At 66.9% G+C, this 23,358-nt stretch carries 21 protein-coding genes; 7 read left to right on the forward strand and 14 right to left on the reverse strand.

Annotated features, from left to right (window positions below):
• The first annotated feature begins 36 nt into the window (after positions 1 to 36).
• The 5 genes from tcuA (at position 37) to ACTJLD_RS28290 (ending at position 5,648) form a co-directional block, all read left to right on the forward strand.
• Positions 37 to 1,446 carry an FAD-dependent tricarballylate dehydrogenase TcuA gene (tcuA, locus tag ACTJLD_RS28270; RefSeq protein WP_440660100.1) on the forward strand — a complete coding sequence of 470 codons (1,410 nt, stop codon included), beginning with the start codon at positions 37 to 39 and terminating at the stop codon, positions 1,444 to 1,446.
• Positions 1,433 to 2,641, forward strand: a complete 1,209-nt coding sequence (tcuB, locus tag ACTJLD_RS28275) for a tricarballylate utilization 4Fe-4S protein TcuB (protein ID WP_319000796.1) — start codon at positions 1,433 to 1,435, stop codon at positions 2,639 to 2,641. Before tcuA ends, tcuB begins: the two co-directional genes overlap by 14 nt.
• A gap of 58 nt (positions 2,642 to 2,699) precedes the next feature.
• Positions 2,700 to 4,019: an MFS transporter gene (locus ACTJLD_RS28280; protein ID WP_440660192.1), complete on the forward strand. Its 1,320-nt coding sequence runs from the start codon at positions 2,700 to 2,702 to the stop codon at positions 4,017 to 4,019.
• A 356-nt stretch (positions 4,020 to 4,375) separates the two neighbouring features.
• Entirely contained in the window at positions 4,376 to 4,717 is a 342-nt protein-coding gene (locus ACTJLD_RS28285; RefSeq protein ID WP_440660102.1) for a hypothetical protein, read from the forward strand.
• 112 nt (positions 4,718 to 4,829) lie between these two features.
• Entirely contained in the window at positions 4,830 to 5,648 is an 819-nt protein-coding gene (locus tag ACTJLD_RS28290) for a multidrug ABC transporter ATPase (RefSeq protein ID WP_134257695.1), read from the forward strand.
• Positions 5,649 to 5,673: 25 nt separating this feature from the next.
• On the opposite strand, the gene ACTJLD_RS28295 is transcribed toward ACTJLD_RS28290, so the two are convergent.
• The 8 genes from ACTJLD_RS28295 to ACTJLD_RS28330 form a co-directional block, all read right to left on the reverse strand.
• Positions 5,674 to 6,825: an acyltransferase family protein gene (locus ACTJLD_RS28295; RefSeq protein ID WP_027791315.1), complete on the reverse strand. Its 1,152-nt coding sequence runs from the start codon at positions 6,823 to 6,825 to the stop codon at positions 5,674 to 5,676.
• A gap of 233 nt (positions 6,826 to 7,058) precedes the next feature.
• Positions 7,059 to 7,298 carry a hypothetical protein gene (locus tag ACTJLD_RS28300; RefSeq protein ID WP_059696476.1) on the reverse strand — a complete coding sequence of 80 codons (240 nt, stop codon included), beginning with the start codon at positions 7,296 to 7,298 and terminating at the stop codon, positions 7,059 to 7,061.
• Positions 7,295 to 7,936, reverse strand: a complete 642-nt coding sequence (locus tag ACTJLD_RS28305) for a DUF2589 domain-containing protein (protein ID WP_060194712.1) — start codon at positions 7,934 to 7,936, stop codon at positions 7,295 to 7,297. Before ACTJLD_RS28305 ends, ACTJLD_RS28300 begins: the two co-directional genes overlap by 4 nt.
• Positions 7,937 to 7,940: 4 nt before the next feature.
• Complete coding sequence (locus ACTJLD_RS28310; protein ID WP_440660103.1) at positions 7,941 to 8,783, reverse strand: hypothetical protein; 843 nt, start codon at positions 8,781 to 8,783, stop codon at positions 7,941 to 7,943.
• 61 nt (positions 8,784 to 8,844) lie between these two features.
• The gene (locus ACTJLD_RS28315; protein WP_081073670.1) at positions 8,845 to 10,155 is read right to left on the reverse strand and encodes a DUF2589 domain-containing protein; all 1,311 of its coding nucleotides are present in this window, start codon (positions 10,153 to 10,155) and stop codon (positions 8,845 to 8,847) included.
• 110 nt (positions 10,156 to 10,265) lie between these two features.
• The gene (locus ACTJLD_RS28320; RefSeq protein ID WP_059696483.1) at positions 10,266 to 10,628 is read right to left on the reverse strand and encodes a hypothetical protein; all 363 of its coding nucleotides are present in this window, start codon (positions 10,626 to 10,628) and stop codon (positions 10,266 to 10,268) included.
• 168 nt (positions 10,629 to 10,796) lie between these two features.
• Positions 10,797 to 10,952 carry a LuxR C-terminal-related transcriptional regulator gene (locus ACTJLD_RS28325; RefSeq protein WP_230942755.1) on the reverse strand — a complete coding sequence of 52 codons (156 nt, stop codon included), beginning with the start codon at positions 10,950 to 10,952 and terminating at the stop codon, positions 10,797 to 10,799.
• A gap of 7 nt (positions 10,953 to 10,959) precedes the next feature.
• A complete protein-coding gene (locus ACTJLD_RS28330) occupies positions 10,960 to 11,208 on the reverse strand; it encodes a response regulator transcription factor (RefSeq protein ID WP_059696484.1) in 249 nt (82 codons plus the stop codon).
• 289 nt (positions 11,209 to 11,497) lie between these two features.
• On the opposite strand from ACTJLD_RS28330, the gene pip reads away from it, so the two are divergent.
• Positions 11,498 to 12,430 (forward strand): prolyl aminopeptidase, encoded by a 933-nt coding sequence (gene pip, locus ACTJLD_RS28335; RefSeq protein ID WP_440660107.1) that lies wholly within the window; start codon positions 11,498 to 11,500, stop codon positions 12,428 to 12,430.
• A gap of 300 nt (positions 12,431 to 12,730) precedes the next feature.
• A complete protein-coding gene (locus ACTJLD_RS28340) occupies positions 12,731 to 13,501 on the forward strand; it encodes an alpha/beta fold hydrolase (RefSeq protein ID WP_196486083.1) in 771 nt (256 codons plus the stop codon).
• Between the two features lie 72 nt (positions 13,502 to 13,573).
• Here the strand turns inward: ACTJLD_RS28340 and ACTJLD_RS28345 are convergent, their stop codons facing one another.
• The 6 genes from ACTJLD_RS28345 to ACTJLD_RS28370 all read right to left on the reverse strand — a co-directional run bounded on the left by ACTJLD_RS28345 (position 13,574) and on the right by ACTJLD_RS28370 (position 23,332).
• Positions 13,574 to 13,846, reverse strand: a complete 273-nt coding sequence (locus tag ACTJLD_RS28345) for a hypothetical protein (protein WP_440660109.1) — start codon at positions 13,844 to 13,846, stop codon at positions 13,574 to 13,576.
• A gap of 184 nt (positions 13,847 to 14,030) precedes the next feature.
• Positions 14,031 to 15,080, reverse strand: a complete 1,050-nt coding sequence (locus tag ACTJLD_RS28350) for a transglutaminase family protein (protein WP_174394264.1) — start codon at positions 15,078 to 15,080, stop codon at positions 14,031 to 14,033.
• Positions 15,074 to 17,680: a circularly permuted type 2 ATP-grasp protein gene (locus tag ACTJLD_RS28355; protein ID WP_124545816.1), complete on the reverse strand. Its 2,607-nt coding sequence runs from the start codon at positions 17,678 to 17,680 to the stop codon at positions 15,074 to 15,076. The genes ACTJLD_RS28350 and ACTJLD_RS28355 overlap by 7 nt, the downstream gene beginning before the upstream one ends.
• 214 nt (positions 17,681 to 17,894) lie before the next feature.
• Positions 17,895 to 21,308, reverse strand: coding sequence for a transglutaminase family protein (locus tag ACTJLD_RS28360; RefSeq protein WP_321909490.1), 3,414 nt, complete (start codon positions 21,306 to 21,308; stop codon positions 17,895 to 17,897).
• 96 nt (positions 21,309 to 21,404) lie between these two features.
• Positions 21,405 to 22,382, reverse strand: a complete 978-nt coding sequence (locus ACTJLD_RS28365) for a transglutaminase family protein (protein WP_059696489.1) — start codon at positions 22,380 to 22,382, stop codon at positions 21,405 to 21,407.
• Positions 22,383 to 22,390: 8 nt separating this feature from the next.
• A complete protein-coding gene (locus ACTJLD_RS28370) occupies positions 22,391 to 23,332 on the reverse strand; it encodes an alpha-E domain-containing protein (RefSeq protein ID WP_021162096.1) in 942 nt (313 codons plus the stop codon).
• Between the last annotated feature and the right edge of the window lie 26 nt (positions 23,333 to 23,358).

The raw sequence follows: 23,358 nt of genomic DNA on the forward strand, positions 1-23,358 counted from the left end.
AGGCCTTTACGATTTGCCCAAAAGGAGGCAAGTCTGATGGTCGATGTGCTCGTAATCGGAGGAGGCAATGCCGCGCTGTGTGCCGCATTGATGGCGCGCGAAGCGGGCGCCTCGGTCCTGCTTCTCGAATCCGCGCCGCGCGAATGGCGCGGCGGCAACTCGCAACACACGCGCAATCTGCGCTGCATGCACGATGCGCCCCAGGACGTTCTCGTCGAGGCCTATCCGGAAGAGGAATTCTGGCAGGACCTGTTGAAGGTCACCGGCGGCATCACGAACGAGCATCTCGCGCGGCTGACGATCCGCGCGTCGTCGTCGTGCCGGCCGTGGATGCGGAAACACGGCGTGCGCTTCCAGCCGCCGCTGTCCGGTGCGCTGCACGTGGCACGCACCAATGCGTTCTTCATGGGCGGCGGCAAGGCGCTCGTCAACGCGTATTACCGCAGCGCCGAAGCACTCGGCGTCGATATCCGCTATGAAACGCCCGTCGATTCGCTTGAACTCGACGGCAGCCGCTTCATCGCAGCGCGCAGCGGCCGCCAGCGCTTCGAGGCGCGCGCCTGCGTGCTGGCGGCAGGCGGCTTTGAATCAAATCGCGAATGGCTGCGCGAAGCGTGGGGGCAAAACGAGCGCGGCGAATGGCCCGCCGACAACTTCCTGATTCGCGGCACGCGCTTCAACCAAGGCGTGCTCATCAAGCATATGGCCGACGTCGGTGCCGACATGATCGGCGACCCGTCGCAGTCGCATTGCGTCGCCATCGATGCACGCGCCCCACTGTATGACGGCGGCATCTGCACGCGCATCGACTGCGTGTCGCTGGGCGTCGTGGTGAATCGTGACGCCGAACGCTTCTACGACGAAGGCGAGGATTTCTGGCCGAAGCGCTATGCAATCTGGGGACGGCTCGTTGCGCATCAGCCGGGGCAGATCGGCTATTCGATCATCGACTCGAAAGCAATCGGCCGCTTCATGCCGCCGGTGTTTCCGGGCGAAAAGGCCGACACGCTGCCGGAACTCGCGCGCAAGCTCGGGCTGCCGGAAGCACGCTTCATGGAAACGCTCACGCACTACAACGATTCGTGCCGCGACGGCACCTTCGATCACACCGCACTCGACGACTGCCACACCGAAGGGCTCGAGCCGCCCAAGACGCATTGGGCGCGTCGCATCGAGACGCCGCCGTTCTACGGTTATGCGTTGCGGCCAGGCATCACGTTCACGTATCTCGGACTGAAGACCAACGACCGCGCGCAGGTTCACTTCGGCGGCACCGCCAGTGAGAACCTGTTCGTGGCCGGCGAAATGATGGCCGGCAACGTTCTCGGCAAGGGCTATACAGCGGGCGTCGGCATGTCGATCGGTACGGCCTTTGGGCGCATTGCCGGGACGCAGGCCGCGCGCGCCGCATTCAAAACAACGGAGGCAACCCGTGCAGCAGTCTGAACCGCTCGCGTCCGAACACACGCGCACGGCCTTTTCGGTCGATACGAAAAAAACGCCACGCGACAGCATGGCGCGCGTGATTCCCATTGTGCCGATGAGCGCCAGCGAAACCGAAGTCGCTCGGCAGATGCAGATCTGCAACGCCTGCCGCTACTGCGAGGGCTTCTGCGCCGTGTTCCCTGCCATGACGCGCCGCCTGGAATTCGGCAAGTCGGACGTCAACTATCTGGCGAATCTCTGCCACAACTGCGGAGCGTGCTATCACGCGTGCCAATACGCGCCGCCGCACGAGTTCGGCGTGAACGTGCCGAAAGCGATGGCAGAAGTCCGGCTCGAAACCTACACCGAGTACGCGTTTCCCGCGTCGTTCGGCGCGCTGTACAAGCGCAACGGCTTGACTGTGTCGGTCGCGCTGGCGGCCGGACTCGCGCTGTTTCTGCTGCTCGGTACGGCATTGCACGGCGGCTTGTCCGGCGATGTCGCGCCCGCGAACTTCTACGCGATCTTCCCGCACAACCTGCTCGCGGCGATGTTCGGCATCGTTTTCCTGTTCGCCATTCTCGCGCTCGGTATGGGCGTCACGCGCTTCTGGCGCGACGTGTCGGCAGGAACGGCGAGCGCGCCGGCCGTCGCGGAAGCGGCCAGGAACGCGCTGACGCTCAAGTACCTGGACGGCGGCCACGGCGACGGCTGCAACGAAGAGAACGATACGTTCACGCTGGCGCGGCGCCGTTTCCATCACCTGACGTTCTACGGCTTCATTCTGTGCTTTGCAGCGACCGCCGTCGCGACGCTCTATCACTACGCCTTCGGTCTGGAAGCGCCGTATTCGTTTCTGAGCGTGCCGGTGCTGCTGGGAACCGCAGGCGGCATCGGACTGATTGCGGGGCCGGCGGGACTGCTGTGGCTGAACCTGAAACGCGTTCCGGAGCGCGGCGATGCCCGTCAGCGTCCGATGGACCGCGGCTTCATCGCGCTCCTGCTTCTGACGAGCACATCCGGTCTCGCGCTGCTCGCACTCCGCACGACCTCGGCGATGCCGTCGCTGCTCGCCATTCATCTCGGCATCGTGATGGCGCTGTTCGCCACGCTGCCTTACGGCAAGTTCGCGCACGGCATCTTCCGATCGGCGGCGCTGCTCAAATCGTCGATCGAGAAGCGTCAACGCAACACACTGAGCCTCGGTTCGGATTAGCCAGTTACCCGGGTGCGCGTTGCGCGCCCATCACTATAGACAAGAAGCAGGAGACGCAATGAACCGTACCGAACCGATCGCCGCTACGCCCGGCGTTTCGCGCACGACAAGGGCCGCCGCCGTGTTGCGTGTGACAAGCGGCAATTTCATCGAACAGTTCGATTTCTTTCTGTTCGGTTTCTACGCGACATCGATCTCGAAGATCTTCTTTCCGTCTACCAGCGAGTTCGCGTCGCTGATGCTCACCTTCGCCGTGTTCGGCGCGGGCTTTCTGATGCGTCCGCTCGGTGCGATCTTTCTCGGCGCGTATATCGACAAGGTCGGACGGCGCACCGGGCTGATCGTTACGCTGTCGATCATGGCGAGCGGCACCATTCTGATTGCCTGTGTGCCCGGGTACGCGACCATCGGCCTGCTCGCGCCGGCGCTCGTGCTGCTCGGGCGTCTGTTGCAGGGTTTTTCCGCAGGAGCCGAACTCGGCGGCGTATCCGTCTATCTTGCGGAAATGGCAACGCCCGGCAACAAAGGTTTCTACACGAGTTGGCAGTCGGCGAGCCAGCAGGTGGCCATCGTCGTGGCGGCGGCCATCGGTTACAGTCTGAACGAGTGGTTGTCCGCACGGCAGATCGCCGCATGGGGCTGGCGCGTGCCGTTCTTTATCGGCTGTGCGATCGTGCCGTTCCTGTTCGTGTTGCGTCGCTCGCTGCAGGAGACCGCAGCGTTCGAAGCGCGGCGGCATCATCCGCAGGCACGCGAAATTTTTGCGATGCTGCTCGGCAACTGGCGCACCGTGATCGGCGGCATGCTGCTGACGGCCATGACCACCACCACCTTCTATCTCATCACGGTCTATACACCGACCTTCGGCAAGTCGGTACTGAAGCTGTCCACCTCGGACAGCTTGATCGTGACGCTGCTTGTGGCTGCATCGAATTTCATCTGGCTTCCGATCGGCGGCACGATCTCCGACCGCATCGGCCGCAAGCCGTTGCTGCTCGCCATTTCCGTACTGGCGATCTTCACGGCTTATCCGGCGCTGTCCTGGCTTGCCGATGCGCCGAGCTTTGCGCGCATGCTGATCGTGCTGCTGTGGTTCTCGTTCTTCTTCGGCATGTATAACGGCGCGATGGTCGCCGCGCTCACCGAAGTGATGCCGGTCGAAGTGCGCGTCGCGGGTTTCTCGCTGGCGTTCAGTCTCGCGACGGCGCTGTTCGGCGGCTTTACGCCGGCGGTATCGACGTATCTGATTCAGGTTCTGCACGACAAGGCCGCACCCGGCTACTGGCTGAGCTTCGCCGCGCTCTGCGGCTTGTGCGCGACGCTCGGGCTGTACCGTCGCCGCGCGGACAGCAACGCGTCGGCGGCATCGTCGGCCTGATTGCGATTGCATCGGCGCGAGTCGGTCACCCCGGCTTCGCGCCGGACTTTCGTTTTTCCAGCGGCGGCAAGAACGGGCGATGCGGTCCAGCTTGCGCAGCAACACAGGCCACTTCGTCTTGCCGTAAGAGCGGCGTCGGTCAAACGTCCGAATCACCGCTCTCATACCGATGCGGGGGGCTATTTCTGAGGGTCCAGTGTTCGTCCGTCAATGGCGCTGGTTCGAATACGCCGATGTCTTCGAGCACGGCCGCCAGGCGGCTCGCATTCGGCGGGTTTTTTCGGTCGCCTCAAACCATGGAAGCCAGGCGCATATTTGAAGGCAATACTCTGCCTACCGTGGAGCGGGGTGTTGGCATGATCTCGATCGACACCATTGAACGCCAGTGGGATCTTGTCCGCTGCGAACCGGAGACGAACCGCATGGTTTTAGTCTCTCGTTCCAGGAAAGTCGGGATCGTCGGCAAAATGGCCATCCGCGATGACGGGAAGTTCTGCCTTGTGTTTGAAATCTGGGCGACGATTGATCCCAATTTCAGTCTCTGCGAGATACAACAGTGGCATATCGATCGTTCCGCATATCAGGCACGCTTGGCCGAGCTGCAGCACGCACTCAAGGCCAACGGTTATTTGGCCTGTTCGCAGGCGAAGCTCAACGCTGTAGCCAGGCGGCTCAACGAGCCGTCCGCGGGACGCTAGACTTCGATACACCGGCAGAGCGAGTTCATCAATTCGTTGCATCGACGGGTTGAATCCGCCGTCGGTAAGCGACATCCACGACACCCATGAAGAACCTCTTTCCATCATGACCGTGAGAATCCTCCATTTCGCCCCGTTGCTGGCGCTCGCCGCCTCCCCCATCGTTCACGCCGCCGACAGCCAGCCTTGCGACGACGACACCGTGACTGCCGTCGCCCGCTGGGCCGGCATCGCGAGCGCACGCATCGCCGCGCGCGACACGAATCGACTCGTCGTCGCGGCGGCCTGCAAGGTCATGCCGAATGCGCCCGGAACGACGATCGCGGCCGTCGCGTTCGATTCGCTGCCGAAGAGCAGGAACCCGGACGAAAGCAGCAAGTTGCAGGTCGTCGCGCTCGTTGAAGGCGGCAAGGTTGTTGCGGCCGAAAAATCGCAAATCGAAGAAGATGCCGCGACGGAGGTCGGCGAGAACAGCTATCGCATCGACACGGCACCCTACCGGCTGTCGCCTGACGTGCGCGCGTTCGGCGTCGTATTCACGAGCAGCGCTCGCGGGGCGAGTTGCCCCGATGCAGACGCCAGCAACGAGTTGACGCTTTGGGTGCGCGAAGGCAACCGCATCCGTCCGGTGTTCGGCACCAATCTCTCCGGATGGGTCAGCGTCGAAGGTGAAGCCTGCGGCCCCGGCGTCGGCGACGCGACCAGCGAAGATGCCCGTATGACGATCGCCGTCGAGAAAACTTCGAGCCACGGCTTCGCAGACCTGTCGATCACCGCACACATCACCAAGTCGCAGCGCAAGGACCGCGAATACTCGGATACGGGCAAGCGCACCGCACGGACGACCGTCCACTACGACGGCAAGACCTACGGGATCGATATGTTCCGGAACTTCTGGTATTCGCCGGCCGCGATGAAGCGCTTCAAGTAAAACGACAGCGGGCCACCTCGCCCGCCTACTCCACCACCTTCGCCCCGATCGCCTCGCCCGACGCCGGCCTGAGCCGCGCTTCCTCCCGCCCCCGCCGCATCTCGCGCGCCGTATACCGATCCTTCAGCCGCAGGAACGGTTTCTCGACAAGGAAATAACTGGCCGTCGCCGCCATCAGCGCCCACACGATCCCAAGCGGAAACGCATGCGCAACCGGCAGATCCGGATTCGCGAACGGCTGCTGCCACAGATAGAGGCTGAACGAGATCGTGCCGACGAACACGACAGGCTGCGCACGCAACCATCGCGCACACCAGAATTCGCTGCGGAAATTCAGCACGACGATCACGATCGCGATCAGCGCCGCCTCGAGCGTCACGCCGTACGTCGCGTTCCAGAAGCCACCGAACCGGTGTTCGGCGAGCGGGCCGCCGATCAGCACGACCACGATGATCGCCGTCACGATGCGCGTCCCGCCGCGCCACGAGCGAATCCACGCTTCGAGCCGTTCGCGGTTGAGCGACGCATAACAACCGATCAGGATCGGATCGACGCCCGTGTGAAGCATCATCCCGAGCTGCCCGCGCAGCGCGGGCGCCACGAAGTACGTGACGGCGCGCACGAGCGGCACGACCAGGATCAGCGCGGCCAGCCAGCGCGTTCCGCCGCGGCGCATGCCGTACACGAACAGCAGCGGCCAGAACCAGTAGAACTGTTCCTCGAGCGCGAGCGACCAGAAATGGCCGAGATACCACGCACCGTCGGGATGCAACGTGTTGTCGCCGGTCAGCCCGAACCACGCCGAGTAGTTCCACAGGTGCAGCGCCGCATACAGCCACTGCCGGCGGTCGACGTCGAACCAGCCGGCAAAGGCCACGATCGCGACCGCCGCGAGATAGACGTAGCAGGCCGGCCAGATCCGCAGCGCGCGACGCACGTAGAACGACGTCAGCGCGATGCCGCCCGTGCGCGCGAATTCGGCGCGCAACACGTTGGTGATCAGGAAGCCGCTGAGGACGAAGAAGATCAGCACACCGAGCCGGCCGTCGGCGATCAGCCGCAACGGCGCGTACCAGCCCGTGTAGCCGCCGGGCAGCACGTGCTCGGCGTGTCCGACCACGACCATCGCCACCGCGACGGCGCGCAATCCGGTCAACTGCGTGACGCGATGGTTCATCGGCTGGTTTCCGTCGGCACGGTGGATGGGCAGCAGACCGGCGCCGCCCCGCTTCGGCACGCCGATATGCCGCCGGGATTTTGTATGAAAAATATCCGAATGAAATTGCTTCAAAAATCCCGCCCCCCCCAATGCAAGCCGCCCCGGCTGGACGTCCGGGGCGGGTGGCGCAGCGCCGGCCGCCTGTTGCGGCGCAACGATCAACGGGACGCGGCAAGATCGCGGCGGCGCGTTCACCGGTCGGCTTTCTTCTCCAGCAACCGGACGTTCTGCTGCGCGACCTGGAGATCCTGCAGCCGATCCACCAGTTCCGCGCAACCCGTCTTGTCCATCTGGAACGGCGTGCCGCACATCGGGCAGCGGACCTCGCTGTTGCCGAGAAAATCCGCCAGCGACAACTTCACCCGCCCGCGCATGCAGACCGGGCACATGAAACCCGGTGCGTCGTTCAGCATCTTCTCGCTCGTCTTCATGACTCCCTCCTGGAGTGATCGCCACCTTCACCGGTGGCCTGGGTGCCCGCGCCGCCGACCTGGGTATTCATGCCCAGCAGCGCCAGCAGGTTGCCGATACCGGCGGGGATGCCGGCCTGCCCGACCTCGACCTTCGCGCCGATGTTCGCCTCGAGAAACGGCGACACGTCCTCGCGCGTCTGGCCGCCGGCCTCAGGCCGGCCGCGTGCGAGCATGGCGCTCCAGCGATACTGGCGCGGTGCGGCATCGTCCGCATCGCCGGGCAGCAGCGGGATCGCGCACGACGCCTTCACGCGCTCGGCAAGCAGCAGGCGCACGCCGAAATCGAAAGTCGCGGTCTTCACTTCGAGCAGCGGCAGCGGGATCAATGACAGCACCGGAACCTGCACGCGGCGCCATTCGGTCTTGTCCTTGCCGAGCACCTGTTCGTAGAAGAACGTGATCATCCGCAGTTCGCCGAAGTCGCTGTCGTCCAGCTCCCTCGGCTCGCAACTGGTGGACGGCTTCCGCACGAAGCCGAACTCGCGGACGTACCGGACGAACTGGCGCGCGGCCATGAAGTCCGCCTCGATCACGGCCTCGATCGGCGCGGCGAACAGGTACTGCAGATCGACGACGGGGCTGATGGAATCGGTCATGGCATCACTCCGTGACAACCAGTTCGTCGCGCTCGCGGCCGCCTTCGCCGACGAGCACCCACTTGTAGTTGCGCAGCTTAGCGCGCAGCGTCAGCGTCTGCACGAATTCGGATGGAATACCCTGCAGCGCGGCCGGGTCCAGCGTCACCGCGAGCGACGGCACGCGCGCGGTCTCCGCCTGGATCCCGCGCTGCCGCTCGGCCGCCGCTTCGATCAGCCCGCGCAGTGCGTCCCAGCTCGCGTCGACTGTGCCCTCGAACGACGCGTGTCCCGCATCCGCGCGCTCGTGCGCGTCGAACACGTCCGCCAGGCCGTCGTCCAGCGATGCGTGAAGCACGTCGAGCAGGCCGGCGCGCAGCGCATCGCGCGTCGGCGGCGTGCCGCGCATGGCCTGCGTCAGTGCGTCGCCGAGCAACGCGTGCAGGTTGCCGCCCAGCTCGCGCACGACGCGGGACGAACGCAACGCGTCGATCCGGTCGTGCGCCGGATCGGCGCCCCCACCGGCCGCGCCGCGCATGCGACCGAGCGCGCCGGCGAGATCGCGCAGCAGCAGTGCGCCTGCCTCCGTCGCCAGGTCGGCGACGGCGACCTGCGACGGCAGCGCATCGGCCGCCAGCGTGTCCGTGTCGAGCCGCGATGCCCGTTCATCGCCATCGGCGCCCGGCGGCACCGCGAAGCGCAGCGTCACGTCCGCTTCGTCGAGCAGGCCGTTCGGCACCGGAAAATACTTGAGCAACGGATCCTCGCGATACTTCACGGCGAGGCGCTTCGAATACAGGTTCGCTTCGTGCTGCGCGCCCGCGAGACTGTCGAGGAACGCGGCGGCGATATCCCGCAGATTGGTCATCGGTGTTCTCCTCTAACCCGCGCCGGCAGGCCGGCGCGGGCGGGTTGTCACATCGGACGGATCAGGGCTTGGCCTGCAGCGTGAGGCTCGTGGACACGCCCGCGCCGTCGATCGTCGCGCTGACGGTCACGACCGACTTGCTGGTGTCGTCGAGCGCCTTGCAATCGATCTCGACCTTGCCGTTGGCGTCGGTCTTCGGCGGCGGATCGGCTTTCACGCTGTCGCCGTTCGCGGTGACCTCGAACCCCGCACCGCCGGCGTCGAACGCGAACTTCAGCTCGACACCCACTGCCGGCGTGCCGTCCGGCTTAAGCGCGGTCAGCACGTCCTTGCCGGAGTCTCCCTTGGCAATCGAGAGCGTCGCCTGCGCGCTCTTGAGTGACGGCGCCGACGGCGGCGGCAGCCGGTGCAGCACGCGCACCGGCACGACAACCGACTTCGCATCGACCTTGCCGCTGTCCGGCGCGGGGATCGACGCGGACACCGTCAGGTCGATCGCCTGCGCGTCGACCTCGCCTTCCGCCCAGAACAGGACGGACAACGAACCGTCGCCGTCGGTCTTGAACGACGTGACCTTGCCGGCTGCATCGAACGGGATGGTCGAACCGAACGGCGCGCGGCTCATCCGGAACTTGTCCGCGAGCGCGGGATCGATCTGGAACGCGACCTCCGTATTACCGGCGAACAGCCCGTTCGAATTCTGCAGGCGCACCTGCAGCATCTGCTGCTGTGACGGATCGCCCGACATCACGGTCGACAACGCCGGACTGACCTGCATGTCACCGTTGCGGCTCGCGCCGGTCGCGGCGCTCGACAGGATGTTGAGCACGGTCGCGAGCCCGGCCGGCACGCCGGCCTGCGACGCATGCACGAACACGTCCTGCGTGTACTCGACCGAATAGCGCGAGTCCTGCGTCGCCTTCGAATCCTTCTTGCTCGAATAGCTGGCCTTCATCTGCGCCGACAGGCTGAACGGCCCCCAGCCGATCTTGCCCTGCGCCGAGAGTTCGCCCGCGATCGCTTCGGACTTCGACTCTTCCGACGTCGACGACGCCGCCGCGTTGATGTTCGCCTTGAACTGGATCGTCACTTCGTCGACCAGGATCAGCGGCACCGGCACGATCGTCAGCAGCGGCACGATCAGCTTCACCATCTGCCCGTCCTTCTGGTACAGGAAGGTGACGTTGACGGCCTGCTTCACGCCGTCGGTGTCGGTCGTGAGGCCGACCTTGTCGATGAACTCGTAGGTGGATTTCGCGGCCATCGCCTGCGCGGTGATCGCGGCCTGCAACGGGCCGCCGATCAGGGCGCTGTAGTCGATACCGTTCAACAGACTCCGGGCGGACTCGGCCGCCGAATTGTCAACTGGCATGATTGATCTCCTGTGATTTCGGTTCCGCACGCGCCGCCGTGCTGTCTCGCCGGCGCGTGCGGTACGTCATGCGGCCGCCGGCCCTCGGCGGGCGGCGGCCGGGCCGGCGGTTACGGGCGCGGCGGCGGGCGCAGGCGGAAGCGCATGCGGTTTGCGGAAAGCTCCGCATCCACGCTGTAGCGCCGCCAGATCGCGAAACCGGTCAGCAGCGCGAACGTGCTGACGGTCGTGACCACCACGCCGCCGTAGATCGCGGCGTTCGGCACGGGACGAAACGGCCAGGTGAACAGCGCGGTGTCCCCTTCCGCGTGATCGTCGGCGGCCCGAGGTTCGAGCAGCTTCGTCCACTCCTTGACCTGCTGCGCGTCGGTGACGTCGACCAGGATCTCCCCGGCGAATCGATTGACGAGTTGCGCCACTTCGACCTGTGTGGCGCGATCGTCCTTCCAGACAATCACATTTTCGCTTTCCATTTTTCACTCCTTTTCATTAAGAAAACCGGGTGAATTCGCCCTCGGAATATCGCGCATTCTCCCGTCCGCGGGCGAATGCAACGCAATATCCGCCCGCCATTCAAATTGCGCCGAATGCGAATGCCGCTCAATACCTCCGATTGCGTAGTGAAAAGCGAATCGCCGGAATCACAATTCGCGGCCGATTTTCATCAGGCGGGCAAGTTCGTGAATGGACAATTTGTGCATGATGTTTTCACGATGCTTGCTGACCGTGCGCGGGCTGACATCGAGCAACCTTGCGATTTCCTTGCTCGCGAGACCGGCACCGATCAGGCGCAGCACATCCCGCTCACGCGGCCCGAGCGCGGCGATCTTCGCAAGGAGAGAGGTCGTCCGCGAGCGGCGGCGCGTGTTCGACCGCATACGCGACGAGTTGCGCGGTGCCCGTCAGCCCGAGCTTGCGCACGATGTTCGAGCGATGCTTGCGCACCGTCATCGGCGCGGCCCCCAATGCCTCGGCAATTTCCGTACAGCGCATCCCCCGCGCGATCAACGACACGATCTCGCGCTCCTTCCTCGTCAGAGAATCGCTAACCATTCACAATCCCCGGAATTATTTTGATTTCTCGTTGATTCGCGACGCATGGCCAGCGTCATGAGTGCATTTCATGCGTGGCACGCGCATGAAACACAACGACATATTGAATCGGAATGCGTGAACGATGCGATGCGTTTTTTTACGGATTTTTCAATGCCGATCGATAGGAACGGCAATCGTGCGGCATGCCGGAACCGAAGCGCGCCATTTCGGCGAGTTGGGCATAATGGCGTACTGCTTTCGGCACCGGTTGCCCGGCACCCCACCGACCTTTCAATCAGGAAACGTCATGTACCCACCGATCGAACCCTACGCCCACGGCCATCTCGACACCGGCGACGGCCACCGCATCTACTGGGAGCGCTGCGGCAACCCCGCCGGCAAGCCCGCCGTGTTCCTGCACGGCGGCCCCGGCGCCGGCTGCAGCGCCGACCATCGCCGCCTGTTCGATCCGGAGCGCTACGACATCCTGCTGTTCGACCAGCGCGGCTGCGGGCGTTCGACGCCGCATGCGAGCCTCGAGAACAACACGACGTGGCATCTGGTTGCCGACATCGAGCGCCTGCGCGAGATGGTCGGCGCGGAAAAGTGGCTCGTGTTCGGCGGCTCGTGGGGCAGCACGCTGTCGATCGCGTATGCGGAAACGCACCCGGAGCGCGTGAGTGCGCTGGTCGTGCGCGGCATCTTCACGATACGCCGCGCGGAAGTGCTGTGGTACTACCAGGAGGGCGCGTCGTGGCTGTTCCCCGACCTGTGGGAAGCCTTCCTTGCACCGATTCCCGAAGCGGAGCGCGGCGACCTGATCGCCGCCTACCATCGCCGGCTGACCGGCAACGACGAAGTCGCGAAGCTCGAAGCGGCGCGCGCGTGGAGCATCTGGGAAGGCCGCACGATCACGCTGCTGCCCGACCCCGCACTCGCCGCGCACTTCGCGGACGGCCACTACGCACTCGCGTTCGCGCGGATCGAGAATCATTACTTCGTGAACCAGGGTTTCGTCGAGGAAGGCCAGCTGCTGCGTGACGCGCATCGCCTCGCCGGCATTCCGGGCGTGATCGTGCAGGGCCGCTATGACGTCGCGACGCCTGCTCGCACCGCATGGGAGCTGTCGAAGGCCTGGCCGGATGCGACGTTCGAGATCGTGCCCGGCGCCGGGCATGCGTACAACGAACCGGGGATCCTGGAGGCGCTGATCGCGGCCACGGACCGGTTCGCGAACTAAGGCGCGCCATCGGGCAACGTCGCGCGCGCGCCGATTGATCCGCGTCGAGCCTCCAACCATTGCGCGGGCCGGATGTCTGCCGACAGGGAAGTTGGAGGCCGTTCCGTCATCGCGAGTCGCTGCGGTTTGCCGGATGGCACGCACACCGGCCACTCTTTCCACTTCGAAGGCTGATTCATGGCGTTGACTCCGACCGAACCTCGTTCCGAGCGTCTCGACCGCCCTGCGGTCAAGTCGCTTGCCGTCCGCGTGAACGGCTTGCGCATTCACACGAAAGTGGCCGGAGCCGGCCGGGCCGTCGTGCTGCTGCACGGCTGGCCGCAAACGTCGCATGCGTGGCGAAAGCTCGTGCCGTTGCTTTCGCCTCACTGCATGGTCATCGCCCCCGACCTGCGCGGATTCGGCCACTCCAGCAAGCCCGCGGCAGGCTATGACAAGAAGACCGTCGCAGGCGACATCGCCGCGTTGCTGCATGCGCTGCAGATCGAAAAGGCCTGCATCGTCGGACACGACATGGGCGGCCAGGTGGGCTACGCGTTCGCGGCGCTGTATCCGCAACTCACGGAGCGGTTCGTGTTCATCGAGAGCGGCTTGCCGGGCTTCGGCCAGGAAAAGGCGATGAACGTGGCCACGGGCGGCAGCTGGCACTTCGGCTTCAATATGGCGGGGGACATTTCGGAAGAGCTGGTCCGCGGCCGTGAAGCACTGTTCGTGCGTCACTTCATCCGGCGCGACACGGTAGGCACCGTCGATCCCGAGTCCATCACCGAAGCGGACATCGACGTCTACGCGACCGCGCTCACGCAGCCCGGCGCCCTTCGTGCGAGCTTCAGCTACTACCGCACCCTGTTCGTGGATCTCGACGACAACAAGACGTTCGGCGCGAAGAAACTCGACATGCCTGTCCTCGCCATCGGATGCGAATTCGGGTACGGCGAAGGATCGAGGGCCACCATGGCGCAGGTCGCATCCGACGTGCACGGGATCGTGCTGCGCGACTCCGGCCACTATCCCGCCGAAGAGCAGCCGGAACAGCTTGCGTCCGTCCTTCTCGACTTTCTCGCGCGATGATGTCCGCCGGTTGCCGACGATCGCCGGAAGTCGCCGGGATGTGCCGTCAGCAGCTTGATCCTGCCCGGGGGTTCACAGCGCGGTTTCGACGATCGCCCTGCCGCTGATCGCCCGCTCGACGAGCTGCTCGTCGCCGACCTTGCGGATCGCGTCGTCGAGCAGCCCCTCCGGCGCTTCGGTCGCCACCTTCAGCAAGCCCGACAGGCCGCGCGCGTCGAGCACCACCAGCGTCTCCATCGAATCCGCACGGCTCACGAGCACGCGGCGCCACGCCGGCCCCGTGCCGAAGCTCGCACAAAGCGCAATCGTCTCGCTGCCGAGCGTGTAGTCGAAGGTCTTGATCATGATCCGCCGCCGTTGCAAGGGAATGGCGCTGCGCGTCGGTGCGGCGCCGTGACGTCGACGCACCCGCGCGTGCCGCCGGTGCCCGAATCAAGCCAGATCCGTTCGCCGGCATGGCCATGCTAGGCGTGCAGTATTAACGAAGACTTAAACCGCAATGCGCGCGGGCACGCGGCATCGCGCGACATTACGGCGTGTCGAGCGGCTCCACCGTCACGCCGACCTTCAGCTCCTGATCCGCACCGCCGCCACGGATCACACCGCGCAACGGCGTCACGTCCGCGTAGTCGCGGCCGATCGACAGCATCACGTAGTCGTCGCCCGGCGCGCGATCATTGGTCGGATCGAGCTGCAGCCAGCCGTTGTCCTCGGGCCATGCCGGGTCGTACACCTCGACCCACGCATGCGACGCATCGGCGCCGATCAGCCGCGGCTGCCCGGGGGGCGGCTGCGTCAGCAGGTAGCCGCTCACGTAACGCGCAGCCAGCCCGAGCGAGCGCAGCCCGCCGATCATCACGTGCGCGAAATCCTGGCACACGCCCTTGCGCAAGCGCAGCGCGTCGAGCGCCGACGTCGTGATGTCGGTGCTGTTCGGCGTATACGCGAAATCGGCATGCACGCGCCGCATCAGGTCCCAGGCAGCCTGCACGAGCGGCCGTTGCGGCGTGAAGCTCGCGGCCGCATACGCGGCGAGTTCGGCATCGCACGCGACATGCGGCGACGTGAACACGAATTCGCTCGCGGCATCGTAAGGCTGCCCTGCACGAAACCGCAGGCGGTCGCGGACGGCTTCCCACGCAGTCGCCTGTTTCGCGTCGGGATGCGCGATGGCGGGCGGCGGCGCGCCGCGCGCACCGCGCGACCACACGGGCGGCGTCACGCGTACCGTGCTGCGGCTGCGCACGAGCAGCGCGTCGTGCGGCAGGTTCAACGCGAACGATGCGCGCGCGTTGCCGAATGCATCGATCTCGGTACAGACCGATTCCGGCTCGGGATCGATGTCGAGCGCGAACGACAGCACTTGCTGGCGCGGTGTCTCGAGCGGTTGCAGCCGTGCCTGGTGCTGCGCCGATTCGACGCGCGCCGCGTAACGGTATTCGGTGTCGTGCGTGACGCGCAGCAACCGGCCCGGCGCGACGTCGGCGGTCGTTGCTTTCGCGGCCGCGGCCGATGCCGATGCGTTCCGGGCATCGCCGGAACCCGGCGGGGTTTTCCCCGCGCCTTTCGTCGTCACCATAACGTCCTGCCCGCCTCGCGTACGTGGCTGAAATAGCGCTCGCCGATCCGGTTCGACAGTTCCCAGACCGCCTTCGCCGTCGTGTCGAGCGCTTCGAGCAGCTTGCCGTGCCGGCCACCGTCGGTGGTTTCGCACAGCTCGTGCAGCGACCACGCGGGCACGTCCGGAACCGTCTCGGCCAGCTCGGACAGCGCATAACCCTCGCTGCGCTCGACCTTCGTCAGCCGGCCCCGCAGCGCCTGCACGACCCAGCCGAGCGAGCGCGGATTGTCGGTATCGAGCACGACGAGCGACAGCAGCGGCGCGACATCGAAGCCGCGCTGGAAACGCGAACGGAACGTGATCGTGCTGTCGAACAGCTCCAGCACGAGCTCGAAGCCGTCCTGCCGGTGCACCGCGCCTTCGTCGAACGCGCACTTCAGCACGCTGCACAGGAAGTCCAGCCGGTCGATCTGCCGGCCGATCGACAGCAGCCGCCAGCCGTCGTCGCGCGTCATGTTGTCGGTCTGCGCGCCCGTGATCGCGCCGAGCAGCAGGCCGAGGCGCTCCAGCAACTGCAGCGCGTCGTTGCCGATCTGTTCCTCGGCTTCCGGCTGGCCCGCGCTGTCCGCGAACAGCTGGGTCGCGTCGTCGATCAGCCGCCACTGGTCGCTAGACAGCCGTTCGCGGATCGCGGCAGCCGCGCCACGCATCCCGAACAGGCACGACGCAATGCCCGACGTGCGATCCGCGCCGCGCGTCAGCGACGTCGCGAGCGCGTGCTGGAACGCACGCGGCGCATCGACGGCGTTCGGTGCATCGGCCGCGATCAGGCCCGTGTCGCGGCACAGCGTGTCGAGCAGCTCCAGGTGCGCGGGGCTGTCGACGTCGTCCTCGCCGCGCAGCCGTTCGAGCGCCGCGCGCGCGAGCCGCATCAGATTGGTCGCGCGCTCGGTGTAACGGCCGAGCCAGAACAGGTTCTCGGCCGCGCGGCTCGCGATCGCGCGCGGCCGTTCGACGAGGTCGTCGGGGCCGAGATGCGTCTGCAGCAGCGTCGTCGAATCGACGATGCCTTCGGTCATCACCCATGTATCGACGGTGCTGCCGCCGCGCGGCATCGGCGCATTGAACAGCGTGTCGCGCGTGCCGACCCGTGACAGCCCGCCCGGCAGGAGCCGCCAGCGCTGCGCACCGTCGGCGAGCGCGAAGACGCGCAGCAGCACCGGCTTCGGCACGATGCGCGCGCCGCCGTGGCCGTCGGGCGCGTCCTGACGCGGCCAGGTCGGCGCCTGCGACAGCGGCAGGTCGGCCTGCACCGTATAGTGTTCGGGCCGCGCGAGGATGCGTGCGCGCCACTCGGCCAGCTGCGCCTGCGTGAGCCGCGCGCCGATCACCGGCTCGAGCGGGCCGCCGGGCTGCACGTCGGGTGGATAGGATGCCTTCACGATGGCGCGCGCGAGTTGCGGCAACGCGTCGTCGCACGCGGCCGCCTCGCCGCACCACCACGAATGCACGGCCGGCAGCGTCAGCGTTTCGCCGAGCAGCCCTTCCGCGAGACGCGGCATGAAGCCGAGCATCGCCGGCGATTCGAGGAAGCCCGAGCCCGGCGCGTTCGCGAGCAGCACGTTGCCCGCGCGCACGGCCTGCAGCAGCCCCGGCACGCCGAGCATCGAATCGGGCCGCAGTTCGAGCGGATCGAGCCACGCGTCGTCGACACGCCGCAGGATGCCGTGCACGGGTTCGAGGCCGCTCAGCGTCTTCAGGAATACGCGGTTGTCGCGCGCGGTCAGGTCGCCGCCTTCGACGAGCGTGAGGCCGAGGTAGCGCGCGAGATACGCGTGCTCGAAATACGTCGCGCTGTGCGGCCCCGGCGTCAGCAGCACGATCCGCGAGTTCTTGCGGGCCGGGCTGAGCGCCTGCATGCTCTGCAGCAGCGCGCGGTACGCGGACGCGAGCCGCTGCACGCGCAGCCCGCGAAACCCGCGCGGAAAGAGCCGCGACACGATCAGCCGGTTTTCGAGCAGGTAGCCGAGGCCGGCCGGGCCCTGCGTGTGCTGCGCGACGATCCGCCACTGCCCGTCCGGGCCACGCGCGAGATCGAACGCGACCACGTGCAGCCAGGTGTCGCCCGGCACGCTCGCGCCGCGCATCGCGCGCAGGTAGCCGGGGTGCCCGGTGACGAGCGCGGGCGGCAGCAGCCCGCGCTCGAGGATCGTCTGCGGCCCGTACAGGTCGGCCAGCGTCGCGTTGAGCAGCCGCACGCGCTGGAGCACGCCGCGCTCGATCGCAACCCAGTCCTCGGGCGTGACGATCAGCGGCAGCAGGTCGAGCGACCACGGGCCGGCCGCGCCGTCGCCGGCGCGCTGCTCGTGCAATTGGTAGAACAGGCCGTTCTCGCGCATGCGCCGGTGCAGCGCGTCGGCGCGGCGATCGAGGTCGGCCACGCCGTCGCTGCCGATCGATGTGAAGAAACTGCGCCACGCGGGCGCGAGCGCAGGCGCGTTCAGGCCGGCCGCGCTGCCGCGCAGTTCGTCGTAGCGGCCGGCGGCCGCCGGCGCCGCGAGCGCGGCGGCCAGTTCCGCGGCATCCGGCTGCGCGCCGGTATCGAAAAGCGTGGGCATCGCGTCGAGGGCGGCGAGATGGTCGATGTTTATGGGCGGCACGGTGTCGTTCCGTCGTCAGGGCGCGGCCGCGCACGCGCGCCGCCGCGCCGGCGGCGATACGCGGCGTGCGGCCGCAATCTGCCCGCATCCTAGCATTCCGGCGGGGCCGCCATCACCCCATTTGCCGGGAGACCGCACACCGCGCATCGTCGTCCGCCTCGTCATCGTCCGGTCACGGCCGCCGCAGGTCGAGCGTGAACGGGAATTCGCGGCTCGGCGCGGCGGGCGCGACCTCCATCCGCCCCGGCGTATGCCCCATCTCGACGAAGCGTGCGAGCCGGCGGCTCTCCGCTTCGTAGGCATTGACCGGGAACGTCGCGTAGTTGCGCCCGCCCGGATGCGCGACGTGGTAGCGGCAGCCGCCGAGCGAGCGCTGCAGCCACGTATCGACGATGTCGAACGTGAGCGGCGCGTGCACGCCGATGGTCGGATGCAGCGCGGACGGCGGCGACCACGCCTTGTAGCGCACCCCCGCGACGTATTCGCCGACGGTGCCGGTCGGCTGCAGCGGCAACGCGCGGCCGTTGACGGTCACGACGTGGCGGTTGTCGTTCAGCCCCGTCACGCGCACTTCGAGCCGTTCGACCGACGAATCGACGTAGCGCACCGTGCCGCCGGGCGCACCCTCCTCGCCCATCACGTGCCACGGTTCCAGCGCGCCGCGCAGCGACAGCTGCATGCCGTTCACCGCGATCTGGCCGAACAGCGGGAAGCGGAATTCGAAGTGCGGCGCGAACCACGCCGGATCGAACGCGAAACCGGCGTCGCGCAGCTCGGCCAGCACGTCGTCGAAATCCATCTGAAGAAACTCGGGCAGCATGAAGCGGTCGTGCAGCGCGGTGCCCCAGCGCGTGAGCGGCGTCGTGTACGGCGCGGCCCAGAAACGCGCGACCAGCGCGCGCAGCAGCAATTGCTGCACGATGCTCATCCGTGCATGCGGCGGCATCTCGAACGCACGCAGTTCGAGCAGGCCGAGCCGGCCGGTCGACGAATCGGGCGAATACAGCTTGTCGATACAGAATTCGCTGCGGTGCGTGTTGCCCGTCACGTCGATCAGCAGGTTGCGCAGCACGCGGTCGACCAGCCACGGCGGCATGTCCTGCCCGAACAGCAGCTTGTTGCGCTGGATCTCGGCGAACGCGATGTCGAGCTCGTAGAGCTGGTCGTTGCGCGCCTCGTCGACGCGCGGCGCCTGGCTCGTCGGCCCGATGAACAGCCCGGAGAACAGGTAGGACAGCGACGGATGGTTGTGCCAGTACGCGATCAGGCTCGCGAGCAGGTCCGGGCGGCGCAGGAACGGGCTGTCGGCCGGCGTCGCGCCGCCGAGCACGAAGTGGTTGCCGCCGCCGGTGCCGACGTGGCGGCCGTCGACCATGAATTTCTCGCTGCACAGCCGCGACTGCCATGCGGCGTCGTACAGGAATTCGGTGTGGTCGACGAGCTCGTCGAAGTTGGCGGCCGGATGGATGTTCACCTCGATCACGCCGGGATCGGGCGTCACCTGCAGCAGCTTCAGCCGCGCGTCGCGCGGCGGCGGATAGCCTTCCAGCACGAGCTTCACGCCCAGCGCGTGCGCGGTCAGCTCGATCGCGCCGAGCAGGTCGAGATAATCCTCGAGCGCGGCAAGCGGCGGCATGAACAGGTACAGGATGCCGTTGCGCACTTCGACGCACAGCGCGGTGCGCGTGATCCACGCAGCCGACTCGAAGCGCTCGGGAACGCGACCCGGGTCGCGCGCGGCAGGCCGACCGTTCCCGGCCGCGCCGTCGTTGCGCCACTGCATCACGGTCTGCGCGGACGCCTCGCGATGCACGCCGGACAGGTAGCGCGGCGCATCGGCCGGGCCCGCGTAGCGCGCGCGGATCGCGGCGGCTTCCGGCAGCGCGTCGCGCGGCGCGAACGGATCGCGCTCGACGAGATACGGATAGTCGGCACGGCTGGCCCACGGCAGCGAATCGAGCGGCAGCCGATAACCCATCGGCGAATCACCGGGCACGAGGTACATCCGCTCGTCGCGGAAGAACCACGGCCCCGTCTGCCAGCGCGGCCCGTCGAGGCCCGGCGCAGTGTCCACGCGCTTGACCGGCAGCACGTAGCCGACCACGCTGTCGAGCTGCTGCTCGAACACCTTGCGCAACCGCGCGCGTTCGAGCTCGTCGTCGAGGCGCGAGTCGAACGGGTCGACGTTGACCGGCAGCCGGCGCTCGCGCCACAGGTAGTACCAGACGTCTTCGTAGCCGGGCCGGATGAATTCGCCGGTCAGGTTCAGCCGCGCGGCCAGCGCATCGATGAAGCGCTTCGCGTCGTCGGTCGTATACGCGGACGGCTCGCGCTCGTCGGCGAACAGCGACGGGTCGTGCCACACGGGCTGGCCGTCGGCACGCCAGAAGATCGACAGCGCCCAGCGCGGCAGCTGCTCGCCCGGATACCACTTGCCCTGCCCGAAATGCAGGAAGCCGCCGTCGCCGTACTCGGCGCGCAGCCGCTGCACGAGTTCGGTCGCGTAACCGCGCTTGGTCGGGCCGAGCGCGTCGGTGTTCCACTCGGCACCGTCGCGATCGTCGATCGACACGAAGGTCGGCTCGCCGCCCTGCGTGAGCCGCACGTCGCCGGCCGCGAGTGCGCCGTCGACCTGCGAACCGAGCGTCAGCACGGCGTCCCATTGCGAATCCGTATACGGCTTCGTCACGCGCGGCGATTCGTACACGCGCGTCACGGTCATCTCGTGCTCGAACGACACCTCGCACTCGTCGATCAGCCCCTCGACCGGCGCGGCGCTCGTCGGCTGCGGCGTGCAGGCCAGCGGAATGTGGCCCTCGCCCGCGAGCAGGCCCGAGGTCGGGTCGAAGCCGATCCAGCCGGCGCCCGGCAGGTACACCTCGCACCATGCGTGGAGGTCGGTGAAGTCGACCGACGTGCCGCTCGGGCCGTCGAGCGACTTCACGTCGGGCGTGAGCTGGATCAGGTAGCCCGACACGAAACGCGCGGCGATGCCGAGATGGCGGCACAGCTGCACGAGCAGCCACGCGCTGTCGCGGCACGAGCCGGACGCCAGCTCGAGCGTCTGCTCGGGCGTCTGCACGCCCGGCTCCATCCGCACGAGATAGCCGATGTCGCGCTGCAGTTGCTGGTTCAGCGCGACGAGGAAGTTCACGGTGCCGGCCGGCGTGCGATCGACGCCGTCGACGTACGCGCGGAACAGCGGTGCCGCGCTCGTCTGCGGGTCGCACACGAGATACGGCGCGAGCTCGGTCTTCAGCGCATCGTCATAGCTGAACGGGTATTGCTCCGCGCTCGCCTCCAGAAAGAAGTCGAACGGGTTGTACACCGACATCTCGGCGACGAGATCGATCGTGATCTCGAAGTGCTCGGTGCGCTCCGGAAACACGAGCCGCGCGAGATAGTTCGAGAACGGGTCCTGCTGCCAGTTGATGAAGTGCTGCGCGGGCTCGACCGTCATCGAATACGCGAGGATCGGCGTCCGGCAGTGCGGCGCGGGCCGCAGCCGCACGACCTGCGGGCCGAGGTTGACGAGCCGGTCGTAGCGATAGCGGGTGGTGTGATGCAGCGCGACGTGGATGGACATGGGAGCTCGGTTCGGGTTGGGCCGGCCGCGCGCCGCGTCGCGTTGAACGCGACGCGGCGGCCCGGCCTGGCGGATTCGGCGAAAACGCGCGTCGGGTCAGACGAGCTCGGGTGTCTGCACGACGCTGATCTCGACGCCGACGGTCGTCGCGCCGAGCCCCGTCACCGGCTGCGCGTCGCGATAGTCGAGGCCGACCGCGATGCGCACGTAGCGCTCGTCCGGGCAGCGATTCATGAACGGATCGAACCCGACCCAGCCGAGCCCTTCGACATAGGCCTCGGCCCACGCATGGCCGGCCGGCTGCTGCATCAGCCCGGCCGCTTGCGGCTGTGCACCGAGCGCCGGCTGCGGCAGCCCCTGCGATTGCGCGGCGTGCGACGCGCCGAGCACCTGCTGCATGCCCTCGCCGCTCTGCAGCGCGAGCGCTTCTTCCTGCTCGTCGTCACCCACGTTCTGCTTCGCGTCGGCGATGCGCTGCATCGCGCTGTCCGCCAGCACGTAGCCCGAGATATAGCGGGCGGGAATCTTCAGCACGCGCGCGGCCGCGATGAACGCATGCGCATGGTCGCGGCTCGTGCCCTCGCCGCTTTGCAGCGCGGTTTCCGCGTCGACGGGCGCGTCGGCGGCCAGGTTCGGCGCATACGCGATGCGGTCGTGCACTTCCGTCATCAGCCAGTGCAATGCGTCGAGGCCGCGCGGGTCGATGGGCAGCGCTTCCGTGAGCTCGCGCACGGTGTCGCCGGCCTTCGTGAGCGCGGTCTCGCGTTCGAAGATCCACGGCGGCGCATAGCCTTCAGGATTACCGAGAATGCCGGCGCGGTCCTGCGTCTCGACGACGCCGGCCGCGATGACGACGATCTCGGCCTTCGCGCCGCGCTCGTGCCGCACGAGGTCGATGCGGTTGCCGAGCCCGTCGGCGTACGACAGCGACGGCTCGACGCCGTCGATCGTGACCTGCCACGCGCGCACCGTCTGCCCGGGGCCTGATTGCGGGCGCAGCCGCAGCCGTTGCAGCGCATGGGTGGCTTGATCGTCGAACTGATAACGCGAGATGTGTCGAATGGCGAGTCGCATGGCAAGTCTCAGTCGAAGTTGTAGGCCTGGGCGATTTCGATCCCGAGGCTGTTGTTGCGGCCGATGAAGTCGGTCAGGAATTCGTGCAGGCCGCTCTTGAAGATCCGCTCGACCGACGTATCGGACAGCATCTGCAGGATCTTCGTGGCCGTGTCGTGACACGGGTGTGTCACGCCGTAATCCTTTGCGAGCAGGTTCAGGCTCGACACGACGCGCCCGTAGCAATAGCGCAGCGAACGCGGCATGCGGCCGTTCAGGATCAGGTAGTCGGCGATGTTCATCGGCTTGTACTGCACGTCGTACACCCAGCGGTACGAACGATGCGCGGCGACGCAGCGCAGGATCGTCTCCCACTGGTAGTTGTCGAGGATCGTGCCGACGTGCGACACCGACGGCAGCAGCAGGTGGTATTTCACGTCGATGATCCGCGCGGTGTTGTCGGCGCGCTCGACGAACGCGCCGATCTGCGCGAAATCGAAGATCTCGTTGCGCAGCATCGTGCTGTAGAAGCTGCCGAGGATCAGCGCGGTTTCGCGCTTCACCTGGTCGAGCACGGCCGGCAGCTCGCTTTCCGGCACCGGCTGCGCGAGCGCGCGGCGCAGCGCGAGCCAAGCGCCGTTCACGCTCTCCCACGCCTCGCGCGTGAGCGCCGTGCGCACCATCCGCGCATTCGAGCGCGCGGCCTCGATGCACGACAGCACGCTCGACGGGTTGTCGCGGTCGCGCAGCAGGTAGTCGGTCACGGTATCGGCCGCATACGCGTCGTATTTCTGCCGGTAACCTTCATCCGTGCCCGAGCTGACGAGCACCGACGACCATTCGGCCGGCGCGTCGGACGTGCGCGTGAGCGCCATCCGCAGCCCGGCATCGACGATGCGCGCGATATTCTCCGCGCGCTCGATATAGCGGTACATCCAGTAGAGACCGCTTGCAGTACGTCCCAGAAGCATCTCGTGTCCACTCCGTCTTCGTTCGG

The sequence above is a fragment of the Burkholderia sp. 22088 genome (assembly GCF_052045915.1).
GTDB lineage: Bacteria > Pseudomonadota > Gammaproteobacteria > Burkholderiales > Burkholderiaceae > Burkholderia > Burkholderia cepacia.

What these genes read in the sequence shown, in the direction of transcription:
- tcuA (WP_440660100.1), top strand. Translation starts at nt 37, where the DNA reads ATGGTCGATGTGCTCGTAATCGGAGGAGGCAATGCCGCGCTGTGTGCC.
- ACTJLD_RS28280 (WP_440660192.1), top strand. Translation starts at nt 2,700, where the DNA reads ATGAACCGTACCGAACCGATCGCCGCTACGCCCGGCGTTTCGCGCACG.
- ACTJLD_RS28285 (WP_440660102.1), top strand. Translation starts at nt 4,376, where the DNA reads ATGATCTCGATCGACACCATTGAACGCCAGTGGGATCTTGTCCGCTGC.
- ACTJLD_RS28295 (WP_027791315.1), bottom strand. Translation starts at nt 6,825, where the DNA reads ATGAACCATCGCGTCACGCAGTTGACCGGATTGCGCGCCGTCGCGGTG.
- ACTJLD_RS28300 (WP_059696476.1), bottom strand. Translation starts at nt 7,298, where the DNA reads ATGAAGACGAGCGAGAAGATGCTGAACGACGCACCGGGTTTCATGTGC.
- ACTJLD_RS28305 (WP_060194712.1), bottom strand. Translation starts at nt 7,936, where the DNA reads ATGACCGATTCCATCAGCCCCGTCGTCGATCTGCAGTACCTGTTCGCC.
- ACTJLD_RS28310 (WP_440660103.1), bottom strand. Translation starts at nt 8,783, where the DNA reads ATGACCAATCTGCGGGATATCGCCGCCGCGTTCCTCGACAGTCTCGCG.
- ACTJLD_RS28315 (WP_081073670.1), bottom strand. Translation starts at nt 10,155, where the DNA reads ATGCCAGTTGACAATTCGGCGGCCGAGTCCGCCCGGAGTCTGTTGAAC.
- ACTJLD_RS28320 (WP_059696483.1), bottom strand. Translation starts at nt 10,628, where the DNA reads ATGGAAAGCGAAAATGTGATTGTCTGGAAGGACGATCGCGCCACACAG.
- ACTJLD_RS28330 (WP_059696484.1), bottom strand. Translation starts at nt 11,208, where the DNA reads ATGGTTAGCGATTCTCTGACGAGGAAGGAGCGCGAGATCGTGTCGTTG.
- pip (WP_440660107.1), top strand. Translation starts at nt 11,498, where the DNA reads ATGTACCCACCGATCGAACCCTACGCCCACGGCCATCTCGACACCGGC.
- ACTJLD_RS28345 (WP_440660109.1), bottom strand. Translation starts at nt 13,846, where the DNA reads ATGATCAAGACCTTCGACTACACGCTCGGCAGCGAGACGATTGCGCTT.
- ACTJLD_RS28350 (WP_174394264.1), bottom strand. Translation starts at nt 15,080, where the DNA reads ATGGTGACGACGAAAGGCGCGGGGAAAACCCCGCCGGGTTCCGGCGAT.
- ACTJLD_RS28355 (WP_124545816.1), bottom strand. Translation starts at nt 17,680, where the DNA reads ATGCCCACGCTTTTCGATACCGGCGCGCAGCCGGATGCCGCGGAACTG.
- ACTJLD_RS28360 (WP_321909490.1), bottom strand. Translation starts at nt 21,308, where the DNA reads ATGTCCATCCACGTCGCGCTGCATCACACCACCCGCTATCGCTACGAC.
- ACTJLD_RS28365 (WP_059696489.1), bottom strand. Translation starts at nt 22,382, where the DNA reads ATGCGACTCGCCATTCGACACATCTCGCGTTATCAGTTCGACGATCAA.
- ACTJLD_RS28370 (WP_021162096.1), bottom strand. Translation starts at nt 23,332, where the DNA reads ATGCTTCTGGGACGTACTGCAAGCGGTCTCTACTGGATGTACCGCTAT.